Source organism: Mesorhizobium yinganensis (assembly GCF_040081985.1).
Taxonomy (GTDB): Bacteria; Pseudomonadota; Alphaproteobacteria; order Rhizobiales; family Rhizobiaceae; genus Kumtagia; species Kumtagia yinganensis.
The window spans coordinates 51,374-74,932 of the sequence record NZ_JBEBMH010000026.1 but is presented as its reverse complement, the minus strand read 5'-3'; the positions used below and the strand labels follow the sequence as shown (position 1 = coordinate 74,932).

The window sequence follows — 23,559 nt, the reverse complement described above, 5'->3', positions numbered from 1 at the left end:
CTCTCTATGCCGATTTCGCAACGGACGGCGTTGCACGGTCAGTTACGGCCACCCTCTCCCACTTGCCGAATTTGGCCGCGGCGTGCGCCGGAAGTCAGGTGCCACCACGCGCCGATCCGAAAAGCCCGACGCGGAAAAGGCGCCGGCCATCGGTCCTGCACAAGAGAACGCGGCGAGGCTGGCGCGGTCGGCCATCGGCTCAAGCCTTGTTCCTGCCCTCGCCCAGCGTTGCAAGCTCGGGCCGCAGGCGCCTTGTCTCGATCGAACTCGGGAACTGGCTGGTCGCCGTCGCCGGGCCATGCATCTGGAAATTACGGAACTTGGCGGCGGCCTCGGTGCGGTTGTGCGCGCCCAGCTTGCTTATGATGTTGTGGAGATGAATCTTGACCGTGTGTTCCGACAGGTCGAATTCCGAGGCGATGGTCTTGTTCTGCAAGCCGCGGGAAACCATTTCGAGGATCTGTATTTCCCTGGCGGTCAGGCTGGACAGGTCGCTTCCATTGACGGCCTGCGCGGTCCTGGGGGTTGCCGCCATGTGGCTCGCATTCCTTTTCATCCAGGATCGAACCGCGGCCGGCGGATAATACTCCCCGCCGCACAGCATCAGCCTGATCACCGAAAGCCAAACGTCCAGCCGAAGGTTCATCGGAAGGATGCCGCGGACCAGCTGGGATTCGAATATGTCCGGCAGCGCGCTGGGATGACTGTATCCGTCGGGTTCGATCACCGCGGTCAGCGCTTGCGGATGCATCCTGAAGAATTCGGTGGATGCATCCTCGGCCGCTTTCAAAAGCGATGCGTCGACGAGGATAAGCGACACCGGATGGGCAAAGGCCGTGCAGGCGGCCCCCACCGTTTCAACCTGCTGGGTCTCGATCCAGGGAAACTCTCGGGAAAGCGCATGAATCAGCCGTTCGGAGACGGTGCCGGCGATGGCAACGAGCAGCATCACCCGACGCGGCTCGGAGTGCTCGCCGAATTTGCCGTCATTGTTGGCCCAGACATCGCGCTGTTCGGCCCCGCGCGCAGATTGAATCATTCGTGGCACCCGCTGTCATTTTTCGGCAGTACCTGCCAAAGCCCGGCAAGTTGCGCATCGACACAATCCACGCGACTTTAGACGGCATCGGGGGGCGGCGGCGACGGCACAATACGGCTGACGAACGGTCTACACCTGACGGGGCTGGCGGCATGTCGCGGTTAATGCAGATCATCCGAATGGCCTAGACCTGACGGTCGTCTTCCCCCTATCGGAGTGCCGGTCTCCGGCTTGGCGAAGCTTCATGCTCCAGCCTGTCGAAGATCCGGATGGGGCGGCGGCCGGCAGACACGATTTATCGCGCCCACGGAGGTGCCGGATGGCGGCCAAACCTGCGAAGTACAAGCTTTTCGGGTATTAGTAGTCCCGAAATGGCACCTCTGGTTGGGGCATTAACCAACGGCTTCAAATCTGGGCAAGATTTGGATAGTTGCCCTCGTCAATTCTGATGAGGGCCGGGGGATGCTCCTTCCTCTTTTCAAGAGTTCGATAAATCCGCAAACTTATAGCTCGATGGATGGAGGCGCTGCGTGTGCCCGCATCCGATGTCCGCAACGGTGCGGCCGGGGTCCAGTGTAATGTCCGCGCGTCGGAGCAGACCATGAGCCTATCGGAAACGATCACGGAAAGGGCGCGTCGCCTGACGGTCTTCGCCGCGGTTTTGGCCGGGTGCCTCTGTGCGCCGGCCGCGACCTGGGCAGCCGGAGCGCCCTTGGTTGCTCAAACCAAATTGCGTCTGACGGTCATTCAATGGATGCCGCCGAAGGGTGCCTATGAGCGCTGGGATGCGCTCGGCGGCGAGTTCGAGGTGACGCAGTCCGGAACGATCATGTTGCCGGTCATTGGTAGTGTGCCGGTGGCAAACATGGACGTTTCGCAATTGGCGGCGGATATCGCCGGCCGCATCCAGAAGAAACTCATGCTTGTCGAAAAGCCGGAAACGACCGTCGAGGTCCTCGACTATCCGCCGGTCTATGTCGTCGGCGATGTCGAGAAACCGGGGGAATACCGGTTTCGCGACGGCATGACGGTGTTGCAGGCGCTGGCGCTGAGCGGCGGTGAGTTTCGTTCCCCGGCCGAGAAATCCGAGGACAGTGTAAAGCTGGTAGGCGAACTGCAGGAATTCGACGCCGACATCATACGCAGCACAGCCCGGATTGCGCGGCTTAGCGCGGAGATGAACCGGGCAAGCGAGATAAGCTTTCCGGCCGTCGCCCCGGATGATGAGATGGCCAAGGCGATCTTCGCCCAGGAGCGCATCATCTTTGCGGCCCGCGCCAATGAGATCAAACGGCAAACCGAGTCGCTCGGCGAACTGCGCGGGCTCCTGACCGCCGAGGTCAATGTTCTGCAGGAAAAGATCAAGGCATCGGATGCCAGCATCAAGTCGGCCGAAGACGAACTGGCCGGCGTGAAGACCCTTGTCGACAAAGGCTTGGCCGTTGCGGCGCGAAGGTCTGACCTCGAGCGGACGCTGGCGGGCTACCGGACGGATCGTCTGGACCAGATCACCGCGACGATGCGCGCGCGGCAGGGCATAACGGAGGCTACACGCAATGCCGACGGCCTCCTTGATCGCCAGCAAACCGAGATCGCGTCGAGCCTGCAGAGCGAACAGGCAAATCTTTCCAAGCTCAAGATGCAGCGCGATGTCTCACAGAAACTGCTGTTGAAGACGCTTGCGGCAAGCTCGCCATCCATCGGCGCGTCGGGAAAACCCTCTCTCGCCTATGCCATCACCCGGATCGACAAAGGAACATCGGCGGAGATCGTCGCGTCGCCGCAGACGGTGGTGATGCCCGGCGACGTCATTTCGATCACCATTGCCACCACACCGCCGAAAGATCAGGCAGCGGCATCGAGCGCGGCCAGCCAATGACGGTGTCCATGCACCGCGGGCCGACTGCCGGCAATACGGCGTTTCACCTGCAAACAGCGATTGGATAGGAGCGACATGAAAGGGATCATCCTCGCCGGCGGGAGCGGCACACGCCTGTACCCCCTCACGATCGCGGTCTCGAAGCAGATCCTGCCGATCTATGACAAGCCTATGATCTATTACCCCCTGAGCGTGCTGATGCTCTCGGGCATCCGGGAAATCCTGATCATTTCGACGCCGCGGGACCTTCCCTGCTTCAAAGCCCTGTTGGGCGACGGTTCGGATTTCGGCTTGGACCTGTCCTACGCCGAACAGCCGCAGCCCAACGGGCTTGCGGAAGCCTTCATCATCGGCCGTCGTTTCATCGGCGACAGCAGCGTCGCCATGGTTCTCGGCGACAACATCTTCTTCGGGCACGATTTGCCGCGTCTCGGCCAGCAGGCGGCGGCGCGGCGCGAAGGCGCGACGGTCTTCGCCTATCACGTCGACGATCCCGAGCGCTACGGCGTCGTCACCTTCGACAAGATCACCGGAAAGGCGATCAGCATCGAGGAGAAGCCGGCCGAACCAGCCTCCAACTGGGCCGTGACGGGCCTCTATTTCTACGACAACGATGTGGTGGACATCGCCACCGGCATCCGGCCGTCCGAGCGGGGAGAACTGGAGATCACAGCGGTCAACAACGTTTATCTCCAGCGCAACCAGTTGAACGTCTGCCGGCTGGGCCGCGGTTATGCCTGGCTCGACACGGGCACCTGCGACAGCCTCTACGATGCATCCTCCTTCGTGCGTACGGTCGAGCGGCGCCAGGGCGTCCAGATAGCCTGTCCCGAGGAGATCGGCCTGGACATGGGCTGGCTCGATGCCGAGCATGTGCTACAACGTGCTTCACAGCTCGGGAAGACACCTTACGCCGCCTATCTGAAGCGTCTCGTCGGCGAATTGCCGCCTGTTGCCAGTGCCGCACTGCGTGGCGAGCCTGTTGAAGCGCCGCCCGAGCCGGTGGCCGTCTGAAGAAGGATTGTCCGATGAACATTCTGGTCACCGGCGGCGCCGGCTTCATCGGGTCGGCACTATGCCGCCACCTGGCGGCCGATCCGGAACAACGCATCGTCAATCTCGACAAGCTGACCTATGCGGGCAACCTGGCCTCGCTGAGACAGGTCGAGCGGTTGCCGAATTATCGTTTCGTCGAGGGCGACATCTGCGACGGACTTCTGGTGCTGGAGATCCTGCGCGCCGAGAACATCGACCGCGTCATCCATCTCGCCGCCGAGACACATGTCGACCGCTCCATCGACGGTCCGGCCGCCTTCGTCGAAACGAACGTCCTTGGAACGTTCCGGCTCCTGCAGGCGGCCTTGACCTATTGGCGCGGCCTGTCCGGCGCCCGATCCCAGACCTTCCGTTTCCATCATGTCTCGACGGACGAGGTCTTCGGCGACCTGCCTTTCGACGACAGCCTTTTCAGCGAGCAGACGCCATACGCGCCGTCGTCGCCTTATTCCGCGTCCAAGGCGGCATCCGACCATATGGTGCGGGCCTGGAACCACACCTACGGCCTGCCGGTCACGCTATCGAATTGCTCGAACAATTACGGCCCGTTCCACTTCCCGGAGAAGCTCATTCCTCTGACGATCTTGAACGCAATCGACGGCAAGCCATTGCCGGTCTATGGCAAGGGCGACAACGTTCGCGACTGGCTCTATGTCGACGATCATGTCCGCGCGCTCGCCCTCGTCGCTCAACGGGGCGCCGACGGCGAAAGCTACAACATCGGCGGAAACGCGGAGCGCACGAATTTGCAGGTCGTGGAGTTGATCTGCGACACCCTCGACCAAAGACGTCCGCGCCGCGACGGTACGTCTCACCGCGATCTCATCACCTTCGTCACCGATCGTCCCGGCCATGACCGCCGCTACGCGATGGATGCTTCCAAGCTCGGGCGGGACCTTGGCTGGACCCCTCGCGAGAGTTTCGAGACCGGCCTCGCCCGGACGGTGGACTGGTATCTCGACAACAAATGGTGGTGGGAGCCGATACGCAGCGGCACCTATGCCGGTCAACGCCTTGGCCGCCTGAGCGCCGCGTAGAGGCAAACGTGTTTCATCACTTCCGCGCGGGCTATGTCCGTCCAGGTTTCACCGGGGCGCCGAACTGACATGAAATCGGTGACGACGGGGTCCGAAGAGGCCGGTGCGCGCAGCGCCTCCTACCTGCAGATTGTGAAATCGACCGCCCTGATCGGCGGCTCGTCGATCGTCAACATCGTTTTCGCCGTCATCCGCAACAAGGTGATCGCGGTTCTGCTCGGCCCCGAAGGCGTCGGCCTGATGGGCCTCTACAACTCCATTGCCGATCTTGCGCAGACCCTGGCCGGGCTAGGCGTGCAGGCGAGCGGCGTCCGTCAGGTCGCCGAGGCGGCGGGAACGAACGAGGCGGAACGCATCGCCAGGACGGGGATTGTCCTCAACCGCGTCTCGATCGTGCTTGGGGTTTTGGGAATGCTGCTGTTGGCGGCGTTTGCCTTGCCGGTGGCCGAGCTTACCTTCGAGGACCGGAATCATACGGCCGGCGTGGTGCTGTTGTCCGCGGCGGTGCTGCTGCGCATCATCTCAGCCGGACAGACCGCCCTTATCCAGGGCCTGCGGCGTATAGGCGATCTTGCCCGGATCACCATGTGGGGGGCGTTCTGGAACACCGTCGTATGCGTGCCGATCATTCTTGTCTGGAGGCAGGAGGGCGTTGTCCCGACGATCCTGGCCATGGCGTTCACGACGCTGGCCGTTTCGTGGTGGTACAGCAGGCGCGTCGAAATCGTGCCCGTCCACGTAACTGCCCGGGAAACGCGGCAGGAGACCGCCGTGCTTCTGAAGCTGGGCTTCGCCTTCATGGGAAGCGCCTTTCTCAGCGTCGGAGCGGCCTATGCGATAAGGATCATCGTGCTCAGGCTGGACGGCATTGAGGCCGCCGGTCTTTACCAGGCTGCCTGGTCTATCGGCGGCCTCTATGCCGGCTTCATCCTCCAGGCGATGGGTGCGGACTTCTATCCGCGCCTGACGGCCGTCCACAACGACAACGACGCCTGCAACCGGCTGGTCAACGAGCAGACCCAGATCAGCATCCTGCTGGCCGGCCCGGGCCTGATCGCGACGCTGACGGTCGCGCCGCTGCTCATGACCGTGCTCTATTCTTCCGAATTCCACGCCGCTGTCGATTTGCTGCGCTGGATCTGCCTTGGCATGATGCTGAGGATCGTCGCCTGGCCGATCGGCTACATCGTGCTTGCCAAGGGCGCGCGGTGGATTTTTCTGTTCACCGAAATCGCCGCCACGGTGGTTCACGTCGGGCTTGCCTGGTTTCTGGTCGGCCAGTTCGGGCTGGTCGGTGCCGGCATCGCCTTCTTCGGGCTGTATGTCTGGCACGGCGTCCTGATCTACTGGATTTCCCGCCGCCTGAGCGGCTTCCGCTGGTCCGGCGTCAACATGATGCTCGCCATGGCGTATCTGCTGGCGGCGGCTTTGGTGCTGTCTGCCTTCTATATGCTGCCGCCCTGGCAGGCGACCGCCGTCGGGACGCTGGTCGTCATCGTCGCCTGCTTCTCCTCGCTGCGCATGCTGCTCAAGCTGCTTCCGCGCGAGAAGCTGCCGCTGGGACGCTGGCTGCCTCAGTGGGTTTGAAGGCGAGGGGCCTCATGGGTCCGGCCGCGCGCTGATCGCGCTTTGTCGAACTTATCCGGCGGAGATGACTGACGAAAGTCTGGAGCCGCTCCTTGCGGTCGGGATGCCTCCGGGACAACTCACTTTGGACGTCCGTCCCTGTCGCGCCATCGGATCGAATTGGCCGGTGTCGTCACCGCGAGATACCCCGAAAACACCGTCACGACATGCTCGCGAGGGGGCTGCGTCAGACCAACGGCCCGCTTCTCAAGCCATTTTCGTGGTAGTGCGATGAAATTCCTCGATATTCCGAACTTGACGCACGGCCCCAAACGCATCGGCGTCCTTGGAATCAAGAAGGCCGGTCGAGACCGGCCTTCTTGATTCCATTAGGATTTTTCCTGACGGGTCAGTCCGCCATCGCGGGATGGTGTACCATAATGTCTTCAAGCGCATCGACCACGCGACCCAGCTCGTCCTCGGTCATCTGCGCATAGAGCGGCAGGATGATCGCCTCGTTTTGGGCGGCGACGCTGTGCTTCAGGGCCGACGTGCGACGGAACGAAGCCGGGTCCGCATAGGCACGCTCGAGATGTATATTCATGACACCACGGCGTGTAGAAATGCCTCGGTCAAGCAACGCCTGCATTACCTTGCGTTGATCGGCCGTCTCAGGCAGTCTTACGCAATAGCTCTGCCAGTTGCTGCGCGCCCAGTGCGGCTCGACCGGCGGCTCGAGTCCGGGAATATTGCTGAGCCGCTCGGCATAGATGCTTGCAAGATGACGCCTTCTCTCGATGATCTCGGGCAACCTGCTCAGCTGCTCGCGCCCAATCGCCGCCTGGACGTCCGTCATGCGATAATTATAGCCGAGCTCGGGATAGCTCTCGAAGGTGACCTCGCGCGACCCGTGCCGCACCGTATCGCTGACGCTCATCGAGTGCTGGCGCCACAGCCTGAACTTGCGGTCGTATTCCGGATCGGCCGTCGTCAGCATGCCGCCGTCACCGGTGGTCACCACCTTGCGCGGATGGAACGAGAAGCAGGCGATATCGCCGCGCGGTTTGCCGATCTTTTCCCAGTTCTCGTCGTGGAGAATCTCGCTGCCGATGGCGCAGGCCGCGTCCTCGATGACCGGAAGCCCATTGATTCCAGCAACTTCCATGACGCGGGCCAGATCGCAAGGCATTCCCAACTGATGGACGCAGAGGATCGCCCTGGTCGACCGGGTGATGGCCGCGCCGATCAGATCAGGATCGATGTTGTAGCCATCCGGCTCGATATCGATGAACACCGGTACAGCCCCGCAATAGCGGATCGCATTGGCTGTCGCGATGAAACTGTGGCTGACGGTGATCACCTCGTCGCCCGGTCCCACGCCCACGGCTTTGAGCGCCAGGTGTAGCGCGGTCGTGCAATTGGACACGGCGCACGCATGCGGCGCCGCGACGAAATTCGCGAATTCGCGTTCGAATGCTGCCACTTCCGGACCCTGCGTGACCCAGCCCGACAGGATGACGCGCCGGGCTGCTTCCACTTCACGCTCGTCCAAAAGCGGCTTGGCAACGGGAATCTGAACCGACATGATGATTACTCCGCCGCTACCGCCGTGGCGAGCCGCTCCTGCCGCCACCAGGAAACCAGATCGCGCAGCCCGTCATCGAGACCGACCTGGGCCTCGAAACCAAGCATGTCCCGCGCCTTGCTGATATCGGCAAGGCGGCGCGGAACCGCGTTTACCTTGCGCGCCGGCGCAAACTGGGGCTCCATCGACGAACCCATGATCCTGACCAAACGGTCGGCAAGCTCGCGCAGGCTGGTTTCCGTACCGCTGGCGACGTTGAACACTTCGTCCGTCACGTTCGACTTGGCGGCGAGAACGTTTGCGCGCGCTATATCGTGGACATGGACGAAATCCATCGTGCTCGTGCCGTCGCCATGGATGATCGGCGGCTGTCCGGCCGCGATGCGCTCCATCCAGCGGATCAGCACTTCGGTGTAGACGCCGAAGACATCCATGCGCGGCCCGTAGACGTTGAAATAGCGCAGGGCGACATAGTTCAGCCCGTACATCTCGGCGAACGACCGCAGCAGGCCTTCGTTGAATGTCTTGGCCGCGCCATAGATCGTCCGGTTGTTGTAGGGATGGTGCGCCTCGGTCGTCGGAAAGCTGTCCGCCGCGCCGAGCACCGATGCTGACGAAGCCGCGACCACTTTCGAGACGCCGGCTTTCACCGCCGCTTCCAGCACATTGAACGTGCCGCCGGCAAGGACGTCGAAGGCAAGCCGCGGTTCCTCGGCGCACTGGGTGATGCGTATGGCTGCCTGGTGGAAGACGATATCCACGCCGTCGAAGACCCGCGCAAGCAGCGCTGTGTCGCGGATGTCGCCCTCTATCGTCCGAAGCGGAAAACGTGCGGCGGCCTCGCGGAGATTCTCGCGGCGTCCGCGCACGAAATTGTCGAGAATGAGAATCTCCCGCGGCTGCTCCCGCGAGACGATGTCGGCGATATGCGAGCCGATGAGGCCCGAGCCGCCGGTGATGAGAATGCGCTTATTTTTCATCGGTTTCCCCCCGGATAAGATGGGTCGGCGGCAGTTCGGTATCGGAGCGCCAACGCAGGAATTTTGCCGGAACGCCGGCGACGACGGCAAACGGCGGCACGTCCTCGGTGACGACCGCTCCGGCGCCGACGATGGCGCCTTTTCCAATCGTGACGCCGGGAAGGATCGTGGCGTTGGTGCCGATGTCCGCCCAGGCACCGATGCGCACCGGTTTTATCTCAAGGTCGGTGCTGACGATCGGTATGTCCACGGGGATCGCGGTGTGAGACGATCCGAGAACCTTGGCGCCGGGACCCCAGCCCACGAACTCCTCCAGCACAAGATCGCGCGCGTCGAAATAGGCTTGCGGGCCGATCCAGACATGGTCGCCGATGATGCAGGTTCCGTCGTAGCGGCCCTGGACATAGGCCTGCGCGCCGATGAAGACGCCCTTGCCGATCTCGAAGGTTTCGGCGTGCTTGAAGCCGGCGCCGCTGCCGATCTGCAGTTTCGCGCCGCAACTGCGGGCAAGGCCGCGCCATATGGCACGCCGCATCAGGGCGTCGACGGGGCCGTCGCCATTGTTGAAACGCCCGTAGAGTTCGACAAGGCCTGTGGTCCCGTAGGATGCCTTAAGACTGGCGCTCAGGCCGGTCTCGAATTCAGGATCCGGCGATACCTCGCCCAGGCCATGAACGGCCGCGACCGTGCGGCCGGTGCGGAGTGGATCAGCCGACATAGGCTTCCTGCCTGACAGCGGCGGCGACCTGTTCAACCTGCCGCGCCGTCATCTCCGGGTAGATGGGCAGCGAGAGGACTTCCCGCGCCGCTGCTTCCGACTCCGGAAAATCTCCGACGGAATATCCGAGATCACGATGAGCCGGCTGCAGATGCACCGGTATCGGATAATGCAGGCCCGTCTGGATGCCTTCGGCCGACAGAGTCCGCTGCAGTGCCTCGCGATCATGGGTGCGAACGGCATAGACGTGGTAGACGTGCCGGCGCCAATCGGCCTCGACGGGTGCGCGGACGTTTTTGGCATCCGCCAGCAGGCTCGAATATTGGTGTCCCCGCGCCCGGCGCGCCTCTGTCCAGTCGTCGAGGTGGCGGAGTTTTACCCGCAGCACCGCGCCCTGGATGCCGTCCATGCGGTAGTTGTAGCCCTTCAGGACGTGGTGGTAGCGCTGTTCCTGTCCCCAGTCGCGCAGCATCCTTATCGCTTTGAAATGCTGGTCGTTGTTGGTGACGACGATACCGCCTTCGCCGCATGCTCCCAGGTTCTTGCCGGGATAGAAGCTGAAGCAGCCGGAGACGCCGATGCTTCCCGCGCGCCGCCCGACATATTCCGCGCCATGCGCCTGGCAGGCATCCTCGATCACCGGAATACCGTGGCGGTCGGCGACCTCCATGATCGGCTTCATGTCAGCCATCTGCCCATAGAGATGGACAGGGATGATGGCCTTGGTGCGAGGGGTGATGGCAGCGGCAAGCTTCGCCGGGTCCATCGTGAAGGTGACCGGGTCGATGTCGACGAACACCGGGCGGGCGCCGGCATAACAGATCGCCGACACCGTCGCGACGAAGGTAAAGGGAACCGTAATGACTTCGTCGCCCGGGCCGACATCGGCGGCAAGCAGCGACAGATGCAGCGCGCTGGTGCCCGTATTGACGGCGATCGCATGTTTCACGCCGCAATAGGCGGCAAATTCACGCTCGAACGCGGCGACCTCGTCGCCAAGCACATACTGCGTGGAAGCGAGCACGCCGAGAACGGCGGCGTCCAGCTCGGGCTTGATGCTTGCATACTGGGCTTTCAGGTCAAGGAATGGGATCATGCTACACGCCTTACGTCTTCCAGTTCGATGACACGCCCACGCTGGGCAAGCGACAGGGTAGCGGCCTCGAGGATGCGCACGACCCTCAGGCCGGCACGTCCGTCCGCCGTCGGCGTGCCGTTGTTTTCGATGCAGCCGATGAATTCGCGGAGTTCGTTTCCGAGCGCCTCGGTCACGTCGAGGTGGGGCGCCCACATGTCGCCGCTCCGATAGCCGACCAGCGCCTGATAGCGGTTCTCGCCCGCCTTCTGCGGGTTTCCGTTGAGGGTGATGCCCTTGTCGTAGACTTTGATCTTTTCGCTGGGCTCGAGATCGTCATAGACGATCATCTTGCGGCTGCCGCCAACCAGGGTGCGCCGCACCTTGACGGGGGCGAGCCAGTTGACGTGGATGTGGGCGATCAGGTTGCTTTCAAAAAGCAGATTGAGATAGGCGATGTTCTCCGGCTCGCCGGCGACGTGGCTGATCCCAGTCGCCGAGACGGCAACGGGACGCTGCGACAGCACGTAATCCATGATCGAGAGATCATGCACGGCGAGATCCCAGACCACGCTGACATCGTGCTGGAACAGGCCCAGATTCACGCGTACGGAATCGTAGTAGTAGATTTCGCCGAGTTCGGTCTGAGCGAGCTCGCGCATCTTCTGTACGGCGGCAGTGTGAATGAAGGTGTGATCGACGGCGAGCACAAGCTTCCGGCGGGCAGCTTCATCGACCAGCCGCTGCGCTTCTTCCGCCGACGGTGTGATCGGCTTCTCGACAAACACATGCTTGCCGGCCATCAGCGCGCTCATGGCGAGGCGGAAGTGCGACGACACGGGCGTGGCGATCGCGATGGCGTGGATATCCGGATCGCGGAGGACCTCTTCGAAATCGTCCGTGATCTTCACGGCCGGAAAGCGGCTCTGAACGGCGCTCAGGCGGTCCTTGTTGAGATCGCAGACGCTGACCAGCCGGGCTCCGGGCGTGTCATTGAAGTTGCGGACGAGGTTCGGCCCCCAATAACCATAGCCGACGACGGCGACGCCGATCATTCTCATTCTCCAGGCAAAACGCGCCGCGCGGGCATGTTGTTGAGATGGCCGATCGGCTGTGCGGGCACGCCGGCCACGATGGCATAGTCAGGAACGTCGCGGGTCACGACCGCACCGGCGCCGATCAGGGCGCCCTTGCCGATCGTGACACCGGCGATGATGGTGGCGTTGCTGCCGATGGAGGCCTGCTCGCGAACGAAAGTGGGCACGACGTCCCAATCGCCATCGACGATCAAGGCGCCGCTGGCGTCGACAGCACGCGGATAGAGGTCGTTGGTGAACATGACACCGTGGCCGATGAAGACACCGTCCTCGATCGTCACGCCTTCGCAGACGAACGAATGGCTCGAAATCTTGCAGTTGCGGCCGATGGTTGCGTTCTTCTGGATCTCGACAAAGGTGCCGATCCGTGTTCCCGCACCGATCGTGCAGCCGTAAAGATTGGTAAGATCGGGATGGTGGATGACGACTCCCACATCCAGCTCGACATTCGATGCTATCATTCTGCCCTCGACCCCGCCCGGTACCAATCAAAGAGGCCATTGAAGTGAGGCGAGAGATTTGTTGAACGCCCGCACGGCCGACAGATCTTCATTGGGTTCAGCGAAACTTTCCGTCCTCACAGGAATTCTTTTCGCCCGATCAGTAAAGGAAACAAATCGCGGTACGGCGGCGTCCGAAAGGAGTATTGACGTCGCCCAAGATTGAAGAGGCCCGGACGCTGCCGGACTTTGCATCCCATGCGCGCCGCCGGCAGTCACACGGCGCCTGTCTTGCGCCTTGCCATCCGCATCACGCCCGGTGGCGGATAGGCATCGTGGTCTCGCAACAGTCCCCGACGGCCGGAATCCTGCCGATATCGTCGTCTAGGGGCTAACGAACTTGTCCGTTCATGCCGATATCGCGCGATTGCCGCGAGAGCACCAACGGCGATGATTCAGCAGCCCAAATGCCTGATCGACAACAAATTCTCGCGCTGGAACGGTTGATGCCTGGATGTAGGCTGGTAGCTCCTTTGATCGATCGGTTCGGTGCTCAATCCGCCAAAGCGTAATCCGATCGGAGTAGGCCGGTCGTGCAGCCGCCGACAAGCCGTATCGGCCTAATGCTTTCAGTCCAATGGTCAATTTCAGTGGACCTCCTAGAGTTCCGCTTGTTCGGACGGGAGGAGACCGTGCCGCGTCCTTTTGCTGCCGGCGTCCGCGAGCAGCGTCACAAAGCTGGTTCCGAACAAGTTTCTCGGGGCACGCGATGCAGCGGACGTCAGTACTGGATTGCCCGCCAAAAGGGGCACGAGCGCACCCGGTAAGCACCGGATATTCACGGGCCGAGCCGGCGACTTGGCCGGACACCGCTTCGAGCGGGCGGCTTCTGGCGCTGGACGCCGTATCGCCCTCCGCACGCGAACAAGCCGTGCGGCTCCTATACCTGGCGCGGCGCGGGCTTCCGCGCATGCACAGGCGAGGTGTTTTCGGACACGCCTTGCGTGGCTTCAGAACAAAGACCGGGCGACAAGTCCAACTGGAAGGGGACAATCTTCGCTATGCCGCGATCGTCGCTCTCGGGCTGTCGCGCGTGGATATCGGCGCGCAACGGCAAATCCTCGCGGGCGGAACGGCCGCCGACCTGGCCATTATTGTAGCGACACGAGCGGAGCTGTGTGCCGACACCGGGGCAATGGCGCTTGCGGCCTGGGCCGCGGCCGAGGCCGCCAATATGCACGCGGCGAGGCTGTTGTATCGTTTGGAGTGTCAACTCGCCTCTGGTGCTCGCCTCACCACAGTGGATTGCGCCTGGATGGTTCTTGCCGCGCTCGCCGCGCGCTATCTTGCTGACACATCCGAGCTCGCCAAGAGTGCCGCGAGACATCTTTTCGAAGTGCAAGGTCCACACGGTTTGTTTTCCGAAACGATACCGGCTTCGGATGCCGGTCATGGGACCACGCCTGTCGGAAGCTTTGACGATCAGGTCTATTCGATACAGGCACTGGCTCGCTTGCATGCCGCCCACGGTGACGAGGCGGCTTTGGCCGCGGCACAGAAATGCGCCGACCGCATCTGCCGATTGCAGGGGCGGGACGGCCAATGGTGGTGGCACTATGACGTGCGAAGTGGTCAGGTGATCGAAGGCCGTCCGGTCTACAGTGTTTATCAGCATGCCATGGCGCCGATGGCGCTGCTCGACCTGCAGGAAGCCGGCGGTGTTCCGCGATGGGGGGCGATCGTCAAGGGTCTGGAGTGGCTCGAACGGCACCCTGGCGTCGATGAACCTCTCGTGTCTGACCAGCAGGCCGTCATCTGGCGCAAAGTCTATAGGCGTGAGCCAACAGGATTGGTGAGGGCGTTTTCAACCGCCGCAGTTCCCCTCATGTCTTGCCTGCATCTACCCAGGCTCGCCGTCGACCTCGCGCCCTATCAGGTGGATTACGAGTGCAGGCCCTATGAATTGGGGTGGCTGCTCTACGCATGGCTGTCAGGCGGCGAGGCTGCGTGGCCTCGGGGCGTGGAGAATATCCTTACCAATGTGGAATGACCGAAATCATAGATTCGGTTGCTTGTGGCGGGCAAGGGCTTCTACCAACGCTCGCACGTCGCACAAAATTGCGCTTTGAGAGCCGGTTGGCGCACAACGCCGAGGCCGCGCTGGCGGCCTCGGCGTTTCTTGATCTTGTCGCTTGTCCGTGGCGCTGATCACTTGCGCCACGGAGTGCCCAGATACGGGACCCTAGCGGGTCATACTTTAGGGCGGTGGTAGAGGGCCATCGATGGAAAACCTTCGGAGGCCTCCCGAGCAATCATGCCACGGAGAAATCCGCGTTTGTGATGCTTGGCGTACCAGTCAAGGTCGCAAAGTGGATGCCCGCTGAGCCGCCGAGGCCGTCGGCGTCATAGAAGAGCTTTCCGGTATCGGTCTCGTAAATGATGCGATCGGTCGCGTCGCCAGCCAGGCCGGTGGTGTTGGCGCGGAAGGCTGTGGCCGCGAGCGTGCCGGGTGTCAGCGCCGTGAAGATGTTGTCCGACAGGAGGAACCGGTCGTCCGCCGCATGGAAATCGAGCACCGTGTCGACATTGGACGACCCGAGCTTCGTATTGAAGACGAAGGTGTCGTCGCCGCCGAACCCGCGCAGCGTGTCGTTCCCTTCACGCCCCTCGAGTCGGTTGTCGCCGGCATTGCCGAATATCCGCTGGGCGAACTCGTTGCCGATAAGTGTGATGGGCGACGTGTCTGTCGAGCCGTTGGTGCTCAAAATCTCGACGCGAACACCTGCGCCAAGTTGATAGTCGACCGCCGCCATCACATGGTCGGCTTTGTCGGACGACGACGTTTCCACGATCGTGGTGGCGGAACTGTAGATCTGGTAGATGTCGTTGCCGCCGAGCCCTTTCAGGACGTCCCCAACGCCACCACCGTCGCGCAGCACGTTTGCGCCGGCATTGCCGAGGATCTCCTGGTGCAGCGCGTTGCCGGTGAGGTTGATCCGATCAGTTCCGGCAGTCCCGTTGGTGGACAACACCTCTACGTATACGCCGGCGCCCAGCTTGTAGTCGACCCCTGCCATCACTCGGTCCGCGGTGCCATTCCCGGCGCCTTCAGCGATCACGGTATTGGCGGAATAGACCTGGTATGTGTCATTTCCGCCGAGCCCCTTCAGCAGGTCGCCGACGCTGCTGCCGTCACGCAGCACATTGGCGCTGTTGTTGCCGACCAGAATGTCTGAGTAGCGGGAGCCGGTCAGGTTCTCAATGCTGAGCAGCGTATCGACGTTGGCATCGCCGCCAGCCGTGGTGCCGGTGTAGAGGCTGACCCTGACTCCGGCGTTCGATGTGGCGTAGCTCGCCGTGTCGATACCCGTGCCGCCATCGATCGTGTCAGCGCCACGACCGCCAATAAGAACATCGTTGCCGCCGAGCCCGCGGAGTATGTCATTTCCGCCGGTTGACTGCCCGGCGAGGGGCAAGAAGTCATTGCCGGCGGTTCCCGCAAAGGAATAGCCTGGTATGACAGGCGGCGCCTCGCCGGGAAGATACTCGATATTGTCGGAGATGACCGGAGAACTGTTGTCTACCGAGTAGTAGCCGTAGTAGCCCTTCTCGAGATAGTTGTTGGTGATGGTGACGCCAGTAATAGGGCCGCCCGAGGCACGGCCGTCGACGTAGATATTGATCCCGGGATTGCCGGCCAGATAGTTATGATTGACCGTGACATTCGAGATCGGTCCGAAATCATTCTTGATGAATACGTCCGACGTATCGCGCCCGATGACCGTGTTATCCTCGATCAGAACGCCATTTTGGCCGCCTTGAACGGAAATTCCGTCATAGTGGGGGTCGCCAGCGCCGTCTTCGAGGTCGTGTATATAGTTTCCTTTTACCGTGCTTGCGCCGCCTTGGAGAACAATCCCGTTCTCCGACTTGGAGATATCGTTGCGCAGAAAAGTCCCGCTTCCCAGAATTCCCGCGTTACTGTCGCCGCCGTAGCCAGGTCCGACAATGTCGCAGTTCTGGATGGTGATATTTTTCGCGCCCTCGGCGTCGATACCCCACCACCCGTTATAGTTGATTTTGCAGTTTCGGATGATAACATTGTCGGCGGAGACAATCAGGGAGCCATCGATAATTTTGTTTTCAATCACCGTTCCGTCTTTGGTGATTGTCGAGGGGCCGGTGTACGAGGTTAGTACGGTTCCGTCGGGGACGCCTGTCGTGGACGCGTCAGGAAAGCCTGCCGGAATTGCCATGCAGAGTACCTTTCAAAGCTGAGACCCCCGCCCCGATTAGTGATGCCATGAACCTTTAGAGGTATGCTCCGCAGGCCGCAAGCATCCAAAGGTTGTGTCCAGTGCGTATTTCGTTTCACGCCGGCCTACATGCAGGTATTGGCCTTGAGTTTGCTCGATCGGTGATCGACGCGACGGCAATACAATTTTCCCATACTGCTGCGGATACGCCGCGCCAGAACTCGAATATTGGCAGGCGGCTTCGCCCATGACGCGAGTCGAATCATCGAATCACTTCAGATCAGAAAGCGGGTCGGCAACATCACCAATGAAATGCTTCGACGGAGGCGGGCTTTAGGGCTCACGCGCCTTGGAGGCGAGACGTTCCCAATGATTGGTCAGACGCCGGCAGCGGTTGTACCGCACCATGTCGCTTCACGGCCGAGGGACGTGTTGCGGCAGCATGACAGAACCGCTGGTTTGGTCGCGGCGCTTGACGATCCCGACGTTCAGCGTCGTGATCGCTTTTCCAAGGTGCGGATCACGGTTCTCGGGTTACAGCCGTCTGCACTGGATTTAACCGCGACGATGCCAAGGGCTTACAGATGACACTACAGTCGCCGGTTTGGTGCTAGCCTTCGGGCGGAAGGCCGAAGGGCGCCATTTTGTCACAGACTGCGAGGGGGCATATCTCGATCGGTAAGCGTGAATAGGCTCACGTCGGCCGATCTTCGCGAGTTTCCGGCATCAGCGGGCCGATGAAAAGGTATGGAGGATATGCGTTTGAATCGGATTTGCGCCCGGTTCGATTCTGATGCGCGCCGTCACCAAAAGCAGCCCTTCGACATCCTGTCAGGTTCGGTTCCAGCGCGCGCTCCGGTGGGAAGCGTCCCCGCCGAAGGCGAGGGAAACCATGAGGCCGGACCGATAAAGGCGAATCATCACAACGCCCAGAAATGCAAGCAGGCGGGCGTGAAATCCTTTGAGCCGATCGGAAAATCCGATGCGAAGCAGTTCAGCCGGTGGCGACAGTGCTACCGCTGCGCTACGCCCTACCCAGCGCAACCTCCATCCGGGCTTCGATTGAAACTGCGCAAAATCATGCGCGGTGTGGCGTTCCCATTTTTGTGCCAGTTCGGCAAAGCTTTTGCGCGCAGGATGATAGATGATCATCTCCGGGCAGTAATATGTCCGATAGCCCTGCCGCAGCGCCCGCTGGCCCCAGTCGCGGTCCTCGGCGATGTTGATCCCGCCGAACGGGCCGATCGCCGCGAATGTGGAGGCGCGCACCGCCAGATTGCCGGTTCCGGTAAAGCCCTGCTTGGCGATATATTCCTTCATGCGATAGGCAAAGACGCTCTCATAGGCTTCCAGCAGGGTTAGCCTGTCCGGATTCTCGTAGAGGATCCGTACATCTCCCCCGAGGATGCAGACATCCTCGGATTCCCTGAACCGCCGCTCGATCTGAGCCAGCCAGTTGCGGTGGGCGACACAGTCGGCATCGATAAACACGAGAATATCGCCCGTGGAGTGGGCCACGCCGAGGTTGCGAGCCGGCCCCGGGCCTGGGATCGGTTGTGAGAGGAGGGCCACGTTTGGGAACGCGCGGCACACTTCCTCCGGCGGCACCTTCGAGCCATTGTCGACCACGGTGATCTCGAAGGGCTGGCCGACGCCTTCCTGAGCACGCAGGGACGACAGGCAGCGGAACAGCGCCTCAGGCTGCTCAAGATGCGGGATAATAACGCTGATCATTTGCGTTCGGCCGCGGGTTCAACAAGTCCCGGTAGGTGGCAAGGTAGCGTCCCGCTTCCGCGGACCATTGAAATTCACGCTCGGCGATAGCACGTCCAACCATTCCCATGTCCCTGCGCCGGTCGGGATCGTCCACCAGAACGAGTATGCCATTCGCCAAGGCCTGCGGAGAATGCTCGTCGATGACCAACGCCGCGTTCTTGGCTTCATAGGCTGCCTGGCGCAGATTGAACTGAACGAAGGGCAGTCCCAGCATCATATATTCGAACACCTTGTTCATCGACAGCTTGTCGTTGAACTCGTTCGGCGGATCCGGGATCACGCCGACGGTTAGGGCCGACAAGTGCGACATCAGGGAAGCGCCGCTGAGGTAACCGGCAAATTGCACAGATTGATTGACGTCCAGTTCCGAGGCAAGAGCCTGAAGCCGTCCGAGGTCTGGTCCGTCGCCGATGACGATACAGGCGACGTCTTCCCGCTTGCGGACATGCTGAATCTCGACCATTGCCCGGATCAGGGTCTCGACACCATCCTGGGCGCCCATGATTCCCAGATACCCAACGAGATGCTTGCCCCGGGAGACGAGTGACTCGCTCGCTCCCGTACGCTGGAATTTCTTGGCCTCGGGGTAGCTCTTTACGACCGCGACCCGACCTGGGTGCATGCGGCCGCGGGCCACCGCGATGTCTCGAAAAGTTTCGTTGGTGGCAATGCTGGCGTCTGCCATCCGGAAGGTCAGCCTCTCCAGAAGACACATCGTTTTATAGAGCACGCCCTTTCGTCCGAACTTGGTCAGATAGAGCTCTGGACCGAGATCATGATGGTCAAAGACGAAATAGCTTCCAAAAAACAATTTATGAAGGCCGGCGACGAGAAACATCAGGTCGGGCGGATTGCACGCCTGGATGACGTCGATACGCCGACGCCGCCGAACCTTCAACGAAAGGCGAAACTGGTGGAAGAGAGCCGTGGAGTATTCTTCCATATAGCCGGCGGCTGACTGTGCCTCCCGCAGCGGGTGCCGATAGACGTGGATGCCGCCTATGACCTCGTACGACTTGTCGTAGCCTTTGCCCTTGGGACAAATCACGGATACTTCATAGCCGGCGTCGTTCAACGCTTGAGCTTCCTGCCAAACGCGCCGATCAAAAGGCACTGGCAGATTTTCGACCAAGATTAGAACATGGTGATTTCGAGAAATGGTCGCCTCCCAAGCGAGGATTAACCCCGCTGCGACCATACGTTTTCCTTTCCTCTAACCTCCAGTCAGCCAACAGGGTAGGCGGTTGCCCCCTTTGTTCAAGTGCCATCGGTCGAGTGGTTGCGTTAAACCGAATCAATGTGGCTCTCGTGCCCGCCGTTCGCGGCCGGCAACCGGGATGAGGTTGGGGTGATGTATTCGAATGCGAAACCGGCCGGTCGGCCGGTCGAGATACGTCCTATCGCGCCTGCGGACGTGTCTGATGTGGCAGAGTTTCTGCACGAGGAACTGAACGAACGGATTCCGTCCAGCGTATGGGCGGCGGCGATCAGGCCGACATGGCAGCAGACATCGCCGAATCATGGTTTCATGCTGGTTTCCGGCGACCGTATCCAGGGCGTCTATCTGGCGTTCTATTCGCAGCGTTGCATTGACGGGTCGATCGAGAAGTTCTGCAATCTGGCGGCCTGGTGCGTGCGCGAGGAGCAAAGGGCGCAAGGCCTCAGGCTCCTGCGGGCAATACTGTCCCAGGATGGTTTCACCTTCACGGACCTGTCGCCGAGCGGCAACGTCGTTCCGCTGAACGCCCGGCTCAATTTCCAGCTTCTCGATACCGCGACGGCGCTCGTTCCGAATTTGCCGTGGCCTGCGGGCTGGCTGACGCGGACCCGCATCGTATCCGACCCGGCGATGATCGAATCCTTTCTTGAGGGACGGGATCGTGACATCTATCGCGACCACGCACATGCCGCCGCCGCGCATCATCTCGTCATTCTTGCCGGGAACCAGCACTGCTACGTCATGTTCCGGAGGGACCGAAGGAAGAACCTGCCGCTGTTCGCCTCCATACTGCATGTTGGCAACCCCGAACTGTTCCGTAAGTCCGGCCGACATCTATACGGCTATCTGCTTATGCATTTCGGGATTGTGGCGACTTTGGTGGAAAAGAGGGTTGTCCGAGATTTCCCCCGATTCGCCATCTTGCTTCGATCGCCACGACCCAAGATGTTTCGCAGCAGCCGCTTGAGGCCGGAACAGGTGGACTACCTGTACAGCGAACTCACATGCGTGCCGTGGTAGCGAAGAGTGAGCGTAGCATGAGACCTGCGATAAGATACAATCTTTCTCACCTGCTGCGGCAGGCAGCGGCGGAACACGGCGACGCCCCGGCCATAACATACAAGAACTCAACCCTCACCTATTCCCAGCTTTGGCAACAGGTCTGCGGATTTGCCGCCGGGCTGGTGAAAATAGGACTGAGCCGCGACGATCGGGTGGCAGTCCTGCTCGAAAAGCGCATCGAGACGGTTACCGCGATATTCGGCATCGCGGCAGCGGGCTGCGTTGCCGTTCCCGTCAATTCCTTGCTGAGACCGCAGCAGGTCGCCTACATCCTCAACGACTGCAATGTCCGCGTGCTCGTGACCTCGGCCGATCGACTTGCGCAGCTCGAAGGATGCGATACGTCATTCGAGCATGTCATCCTTGTGGACGACGAAGCTGGAAAAGATACCTGGTTCCGAGGCGAACTGCGTCACTGGCGGCCCGAGTTCGCGAAGGAGCAGGCCGAGCCACCCAGGCTGACCAGCGTCGACTGCGACATGGCGGCGATTCTCTACACGTCCGGAAGCACCGGCAAGCCCAAGGGCGTGGTGCTCAGCCATCGCAACCTGATCGTCGGCGCCGAGAGCGTCAGCCACTATCTGGGCAACACGCCCGCCGATACGATCCTGTCGGTGCTGCCGTTGAGTTTCGATGCCGGACTGAGCCAACTGACGACGGCATTCAACGCGGGTGCGCATGTCGTTCTTATGAACTATCTCTTGCCGCAGGACGTGGTTCGGCTGTGCGAGAAGCACAAGGTGACGGGGATCACAGGCGTCCCGCCGTTCTGGATCCAAGTGGTGAACCAGAACTGGCCACCGGAGACGGCCTCGAGGTTGCGCTATTTCGCCAATACGGGCGGGCGGATGCCCAAGGCGACGCTCGACCGGTTGCGAGCCTTGTTTCCACAAGCGCTGCCCTACCTCATGTATGGCCTCACCGAAGCCTTCCGCTCGACCTATCTCGACCCTTCGGAAGTCGACCGCCGGCCGGATTCAATCGGCAAGGCAATTCCCAACGCCGAAATCCTGGTCTTGCGGCCGGACGGATCACGCTGCAATCCCGGCGAGCACGGCGAACTTGTGCACCGAGGCCCGCTGGTTGCAATGGGCTACTGGAACGATCCGGCGCGGACGGCGGAACGTTTCCGGCCATACCGCGAAGCGGCTTGGCGCTCGCCCGAGATTGCAGTCTTTTCCGGCGATACGGTCGTCGAGGATGAGGAAGGCTTCCTGTTTTTCGTGGGCCGCCGCGACGAGATGATCAAGACATCAGGCTATCGGGTCAGCCCGACCGAGATCGAAGAGGTCGCCTATGGCACCGGCTTCGTGCGCGAGGCCGTCGCGCTCGGCATTGAAGATGCGGCGCTGGGACAGCGCATAGTCCTCATTGCGAGCTCGCTCAATGGTGCACTCGACATCCCCGGCCTGCTCGGACGGTTCAGGCAGCAATTGCCGCAATATATGGTTCCTTCATCGGTGGTGGAGTTGCCGGCGCTTCCGACGACGCCGAACGGCAAGCTGGATCGGGTTCTGCTGCGTGAGCGTGTGAGTTCATGAATTCGCACCCGACGATTGCGCTATACGATGTGGTCGATGGCCAGATTGCAACCGGGGGGATTGCCGTCGGCCGGCTCGCCGAGCGCGTAGGAAGCACGCCCTTCTTTGCCTATGACCGCCGCCTGTTGACGGAGCGGGTCGGGCTCCTGCGTTCCGTTTTGCCAACTGGATTCAATCTGAGCTATGCGATCAAGGCCAATCCGATGCCGGCCGTGGTCCAGCATATGGCGGGACTGGTCGATTCCTTCGACGTGGCCTCGGCCTTCGAGATGAAGACGGCTCTCGATACGCCGATACCCGCCACGCGTGTCAGCTTCGCGGGACCGGGCAAGACCACGGCGGAGCTCGCCCAGGCCGTCGCTGCGGGCGTGACCATCGAGATGGAATCTTCGAACGAGGCCTCGCGCCTCGTCGAGATCGGCAACAGGCTCGGCATTCGGCCTCGCGTCGCCCTGCGGGTCAACCCAGATTATCAGGTCAAGGGTTCCGGCATGCGCATGGGCGGCGGCCCGCAGCAATTCGGGGTCGATGCCGAGGAGGTGCCCGCGCTGTTGCAAGAACTGGCCTCGACGGATCTGGAATTCCTCGGATTTCATCTGTTCGCGGGCTCGCAGAATCTTCGCGCGGACATTTTGTGCGACGCCTTCGTGAAGAACGTCGCGCTGTTGAAACGGCTGGCATCCGAATGTCCTTGGCCGGTCCGTTACCTTAATCTCGGCGGCGGGTTCGGTGTTCCCTACTTCGAGAAGGACAGCCCGATCGACCTTTCGCTGATCCGCGAATGCCTGGGCGATCTCGCCGAGCGAGAAATCCGGCCGAATTTCCAGAGCGCCCGGGTGGTCATCGAACTTGGCAGATTCCTTGTCGGCGAGGCCGGCATCTATGTAACGCGCGTGGTGGATCGCAAGGTCTCGCGGGGCAAGACCTATCTGGTGGTCGACGGCGGGCTGCACCACCAGTTGGCGGCCTCGGGAAACTTCGGTCAGGTGATCCGCCGAAACTACCCTGTAGCGGTTGTAGACCAAAAGCATGATGCCGAACTGGAAAAGGTATCCGTTGTTGGATGCCTATGCACGCCTCTAGATTTGCTCGGGGATGACGTAGCACTCCCACATGCCGGCATCGGGGATCTTGTCGTGATCTTCCAGGCGGGCGCCTATGGCTTGACCGCGAGTCCGACAGCGTTTCTCGGGCATCCGGCGCCGGTGGAGGTGCTTGTCTAATACAGTCGCA

Annotated in this window: 18 protein-coding genes; 8 read left to right on the top strand and 10 right to left on the bottom strand. The window is 61.5% G+C overall.

The window, feature by feature from the left end:
- Window positions 1-199 precede the first annotated feature (199 nt).
- Window positions 200-1,039, bottom strand: a complete 840-nt coding sequence (locus tag ABMA59_RS29550; RefSeq protein WP_349008959.1) for a helix-turn-helix transcriptional regulator — start codon at window positions 1,037-1,039, stop codon at window positions 200-202.
- A gap of 601 nt (window positions 1,040-1,640) precedes the next feature.
- Here ABMA59_RS29550 and ABMA59_RS29545 point away from each other — a divergent pair.
- The 4 genes from ABMA59_RS29545 to ABMA59_RS29530 all read left to right on the top strand — a co-directional run bounded on the left by ABMA59_RS29545 (window position 1,641) and on the right by ABMA59_RS29530 (window position 6,598).
- A complete protein-coding gene (locus tag ABMA59_RS29545) occupies window positions 1,641-2,918 on the top strand; it encodes a polysaccharide biosynthesis/export family protein (protein ID WP_349008958.1) in 1,278 nt (425 codons plus the stop codon).
- A 75-nt stretch (window positions 2,919-2,993) separates the two neighbouring features.
- Entirely contained in the window at window positions 2,994-3,932 is a 939-nt protein-coding gene (gene rfbA, locus ABMA59_RS29540) for a glucose-1-phosphate thymidylyltransferase RfbA (protein WP_349008957.1), read from the top strand.
- A 14-nt stretch (window positions 3,933-3,946) separates the two neighbouring features.
- Window positions 3,947-5,011 carry a dTDP-glucose 4,6-dehydratase gene (gene rfbB, locus ABMA59_RS29535; protein ID WP_349008956.1) on the top strand — a complete coding sequence of 355 codons (1,065 nt, stop codon included), beginning with the start codon at window positions 3,947-3,949 and terminating at the stop codon, window positions 5,009-5,011.
- Between the two features lie 69 nt (window positions 5,012-5,080).
- On the top strand, window positions 5,081-6,598 hold the full coding sequence (locus ABMA59_RS29530) for an O-antigen translocase (RefSeq protein WP_349008955.1): 1,518 nt from the start codon (window positions 5,081-5,083) through the stop codon (window positions 6,596-6,598).
- A 388-nt stretch (window positions 6,599-6,986) separates the two neighbouring features.
- Here ABMA59_RS29530 and ABMA59_RS29525 read toward each other — a convergent pair whose 3' ends face one another.
- From ABMA59_RS29525 to ABMA59_RS29500, 6 genes are read right to left on the bottom strand one after another with little or no spacing between them, the layout of a single operon-like run.
- Complete coding sequence (locus tag ABMA59_RS29525; protein ID WP_349008954.1) at window positions 6,987-8,162, bottom strand: DegT/DnrJ/EryC1/StrS family aminotransferase; 1,176 nt, start codon at window positions 8,160-8,162, stop codon at window positions 6,987-6,989.
- 5 nt (window positions 8,163-8,167) lie between these two features.
- Window positions 8,168-9,142 (bottom strand): NAD-dependent epimerase/dehydratase family protein, encoded by a 975-nt coding sequence (locus tag ABMA59_RS29520; protein ID WP_349008953.1) that lies wholly within the window; start codon window positions 9,140-9,142, stop codon window positions 8,168-8,170.
- Window positions 9,132-9,860, bottom strand: a complete 729-nt coding sequence (locus ABMA59_RS29515; protein WP_349008952.1) for an acyltransferase — start codon at window positions 9,858-9,860, stop codon at window positions 9,132-9,134. Before ABMA59_RS29515 ends, ABMA59_RS29520 begins: the two co-directional genes overlap by 11 nt.
- Window positions 9,850-10,956 carry a DegT/DnrJ/EryC1/StrS family aminotransferase gene (locus ABMA59_RS29510; protein WP_349008951.1) on the bottom strand — a complete coding sequence of 369 codons (1,107 nt, stop codon included), beginning with the start codon at window positions 10,954-10,956 and terminating at the stop codon, window positions 9,850-9,852. The genes ABMA59_RS29515 and ABMA59_RS29510 overlap by 11 nt, the downstream gene beginning before the upstream one ends.
- Complete coding sequence (locus ABMA59_RS29505) at window positions 10,953-11,990, bottom strand: Gfo/Idh/MocA family protein (RefSeq protein ID WP_349008950.1); 1,038 nt, start codon at window positions 11,988-11,990, stop codon at window positions 10,953-10,955. Before ABMA59_RS29505 ends, ABMA59_RS29510 begins: the two co-directional genes overlap by 4 nt.
- A 2-nt stretch (window positions 11,991-11,992) precedes the next feature.
- Window positions 11,993-12,493, bottom strand: a complete 501-nt coding sequence (locus ABMA59_RS29500; protein WP_349008949.1) for an acyltransferase — start codon at window positions 12,491-12,493, stop codon at window positions 11,993-11,995.
- A 979-nt stretch (window positions 12,494-13,472) separates the two neighbouring features.
- Between ABMA59_RS29500 and ABMA59_RS29495 the strand changes: the two genes are divergently transcribed.
- Window positions 13,473-14,522, top strand: a complete 1,050-nt coding sequence (locus ABMA59_RS29495; protein WP_349008948.1) for a prenyltransferase/squalene oxidase repeat-containing protein — start codon at window positions 13,473-13,475, stop codon at window positions 14,520-14,522.
- Between the two features lie 262 nt (window positions 14,523-14,784).
- Here ABMA59_RS29495 and ABMA59_RS29490 read toward each other — a convergent pair whose 3' ends face one another.
- The 3 genes from ABMA59_RS29490 to ABMA59_RS29480 form a co-directional block, all read right to left on the bottom strand.
- Window positions 14,785-16,728: a right-handed parallel beta-helix repeat-containing protein gene (locus ABMA59_RS29490; protein WP_349008947.1), complete on the bottom strand. Its 1,944-nt coding sequence runs from the start codon at window positions 16,726-16,728 to the stop codon at window positions 14,785-14,787.
- Window positions 16,729-17,559: 831 nt separating this feature from the next.
- Window positions 17,560-18,462, bottom strand: a complete 903-nt coding sequence (locus ABMA59_RS29485) for a glycosyltransferase family 2 protein (RefSeq protein ID WP_349008946.1) — start codon at window positions 18,460-18,462, stop codon at window positions 17,560-17,562.
- Window positions 18,434-19,702 carry a glycosyltransferase family 4 protein gene (locus tag ABMA59_RS29480; RefSeq protein ID WP_349008945.1) on the bottom strand — a complete coding sequence of 423 codons (1,269 nt, stop codon included), beginning with the start codon at window positions 19,700-19,702 and terminating at the stop codon, window positions 18,434-18,436. Before ABMA59_RS29480 ends, ABMA59_RS29485 begins: the two co-directional genes overlap by 29 nt.
- A gap of 225 nt (window positions 19,703-19,927) precedes the next feature.
- Between ABMA59_RS29480 and ABMA59_RS29475 the strand changes: the two genes are divergently transcribed.
- From ABMA59_RS29475 to ABMA59_RS29465, 3 genes are read left to right on the top strand one after another with little or no spacing between them, the layout of a single operon-like run.
- Window positions 19,928-20,743 (top strand): hypothetical protein, encoded by an 816-nt coding sequence (locus ABMA59_RS29475; protein WP_349008944.1) that lies wholly within the window; start codon window positions 19,928-19,930, stop codon window positions 20,741-20,743.
- Between the two features lie 17 nt (window positions 20,744-20,760).
- Complete coding sequence (locus ABMA59_RS29470) at window positions 20,761-22,326, top strand: acyl-CoA ligase (AMP-forming), exosortase A system-associated (protein WP_349008943.1); 1,566 nt, start codon at window positions 20,761-20,763, stop codon at window positions 22,324-22,326.
- Window positions 22,323-23,549, top strand: a complete 1,227-nt coding sequence (locus tag ABMA59_RS29465; RefSeq protein WP_349008942.1) for a pyridoxal-dependent decarboxylase, exosortase A system-associated — start codon at window positions 22,323-22,325, stop codon at window positions 23,547-23,549. The genes ABMA59_RS29470 and ABMA59_RS29465 overlap by 4 nt, the downstream gene beginning before the upstream one ends.
- Window positions 23,550-23,559 lie beyond the last annotated feature (10 nt).

Excerpts from the sequence above, each read along its gene's own strand:
- ABMA59_RS29550 (WP_349008959.1), bottom strand. The coding sequence starts at position 1,039 with ATGATTCAATCTGCGCGCGGGGCCGAACAGCGCGATGTCTGGGCCAAC.
- ABMA59_RS29545 (WP_349008958.1), top strand. The coding sequence starts at position 1,641 with ATGAGCCTATCGGAAACGATCACGGAAAGGGCGCGTCGCCTGACGGTC.
- rfbA (WP_349008957.1), top strand. The coding sequence starts at position 2,994 with ATGAAAGGGATCATCCTCGCCGGCGGGAGCGGCACACGCCTGTACCCC.
- rfbB (WP_349008956.1), top strand. The coding sequence starts at position 3,947 with ATGAACATTCTGGTCACCGGCGGCGCCGGCTTCATCGGGTCGGCACTA.
- ABMA59_RS29530 (WP_349008955.1), top strand. The coding sequence starts at position 5,081 with ATGAAATCGGTGACGACGGGGTCCGAAGAGGCCGGTGCGCGCAGCGCC.
- ABMA59_RS29525 (WP_349008954.1), bottom strand. The coding sequence starts at position 8,162 with ATGTCGGTTCAGATTCCCGTTGCCAAGCCGCTTTTGGACGAGCGTGAA.
- ABMA59_RS29520 (WP_349008953.1), bottom strand. The coding sequence starts at position 9,142 with ATGAAAAATAAGCGCATTCTCATCACCGGCGGCTCGGGCCTCATCGGC.
- ABMA59_RS29515 (WP_349008952.1), bottom strand. The coding sequence starts at position 9,860 with ATGTCGGCTGATCCACTCCGCACCGGCCGCACGGTCGCGGCCGTTCAT.
- ABMA59_RS29510 (WP_349008951.1), bottom strand. The coding sequence starts at position 10,956 with ATGATCCCATTCCTTGACCTGAAAGCCCAGTATGCAAGCATCAAGCCC.
- ABMA59_RS29505 (WP_349008950.1), bottom strand. The coding sequence starts at position 11,990 with ATGATCGGCGTCGCCGTCGTCGGCTATGGTTATTGGGGGCCGAACCTC.
- ABMA59_RS29500 (WP_349008949.1), bottom strand. The coding sequence starts at position 12,493 with ATGATAGCATCGAATGTCGAGCTGGATGTGGGAGTCGTCATCCACCAT.
- ABMA59_RS29490 (WP_349008947.1), bottom strand. The coding sequence starts at position 16,728 with ATGGCAATTCCGGCAGGCTTTCCTGACGCGTCCACGACAGGCGTCCCC.
- ABMA59_RS29485 (WP_349008946.1), bottom strand. The coding sequence starts at position 18,462 with ATGATCAGCGTTATTATCCCGCATCTTGAGCAGCCTGAGGCGCTGTTC.
- ABMA59_RS29480 (WP_349008945.1), bottom strand. The coding sequence starts at position 19,702 with ATGGTCGCAGCGGGGTTAATCCTCGCTTGGGAGGCGACCATTTCTCGA.
- ABMA59_RS29470 (WP_349008943.1), top strand. The coding sequence starts at position 20,761 with ATGAGACCTGCGATAAGATACAATCTTTCTCACCTGCTGCGGCAGGCA.
- ABMA59_RS29465 (WP_349008942.1), top strand. The coding sequence starts at position 22,323 with ATGAATTCGCACCCGACGATTGCGCTATACGATGTGGTCGATGGCCAG.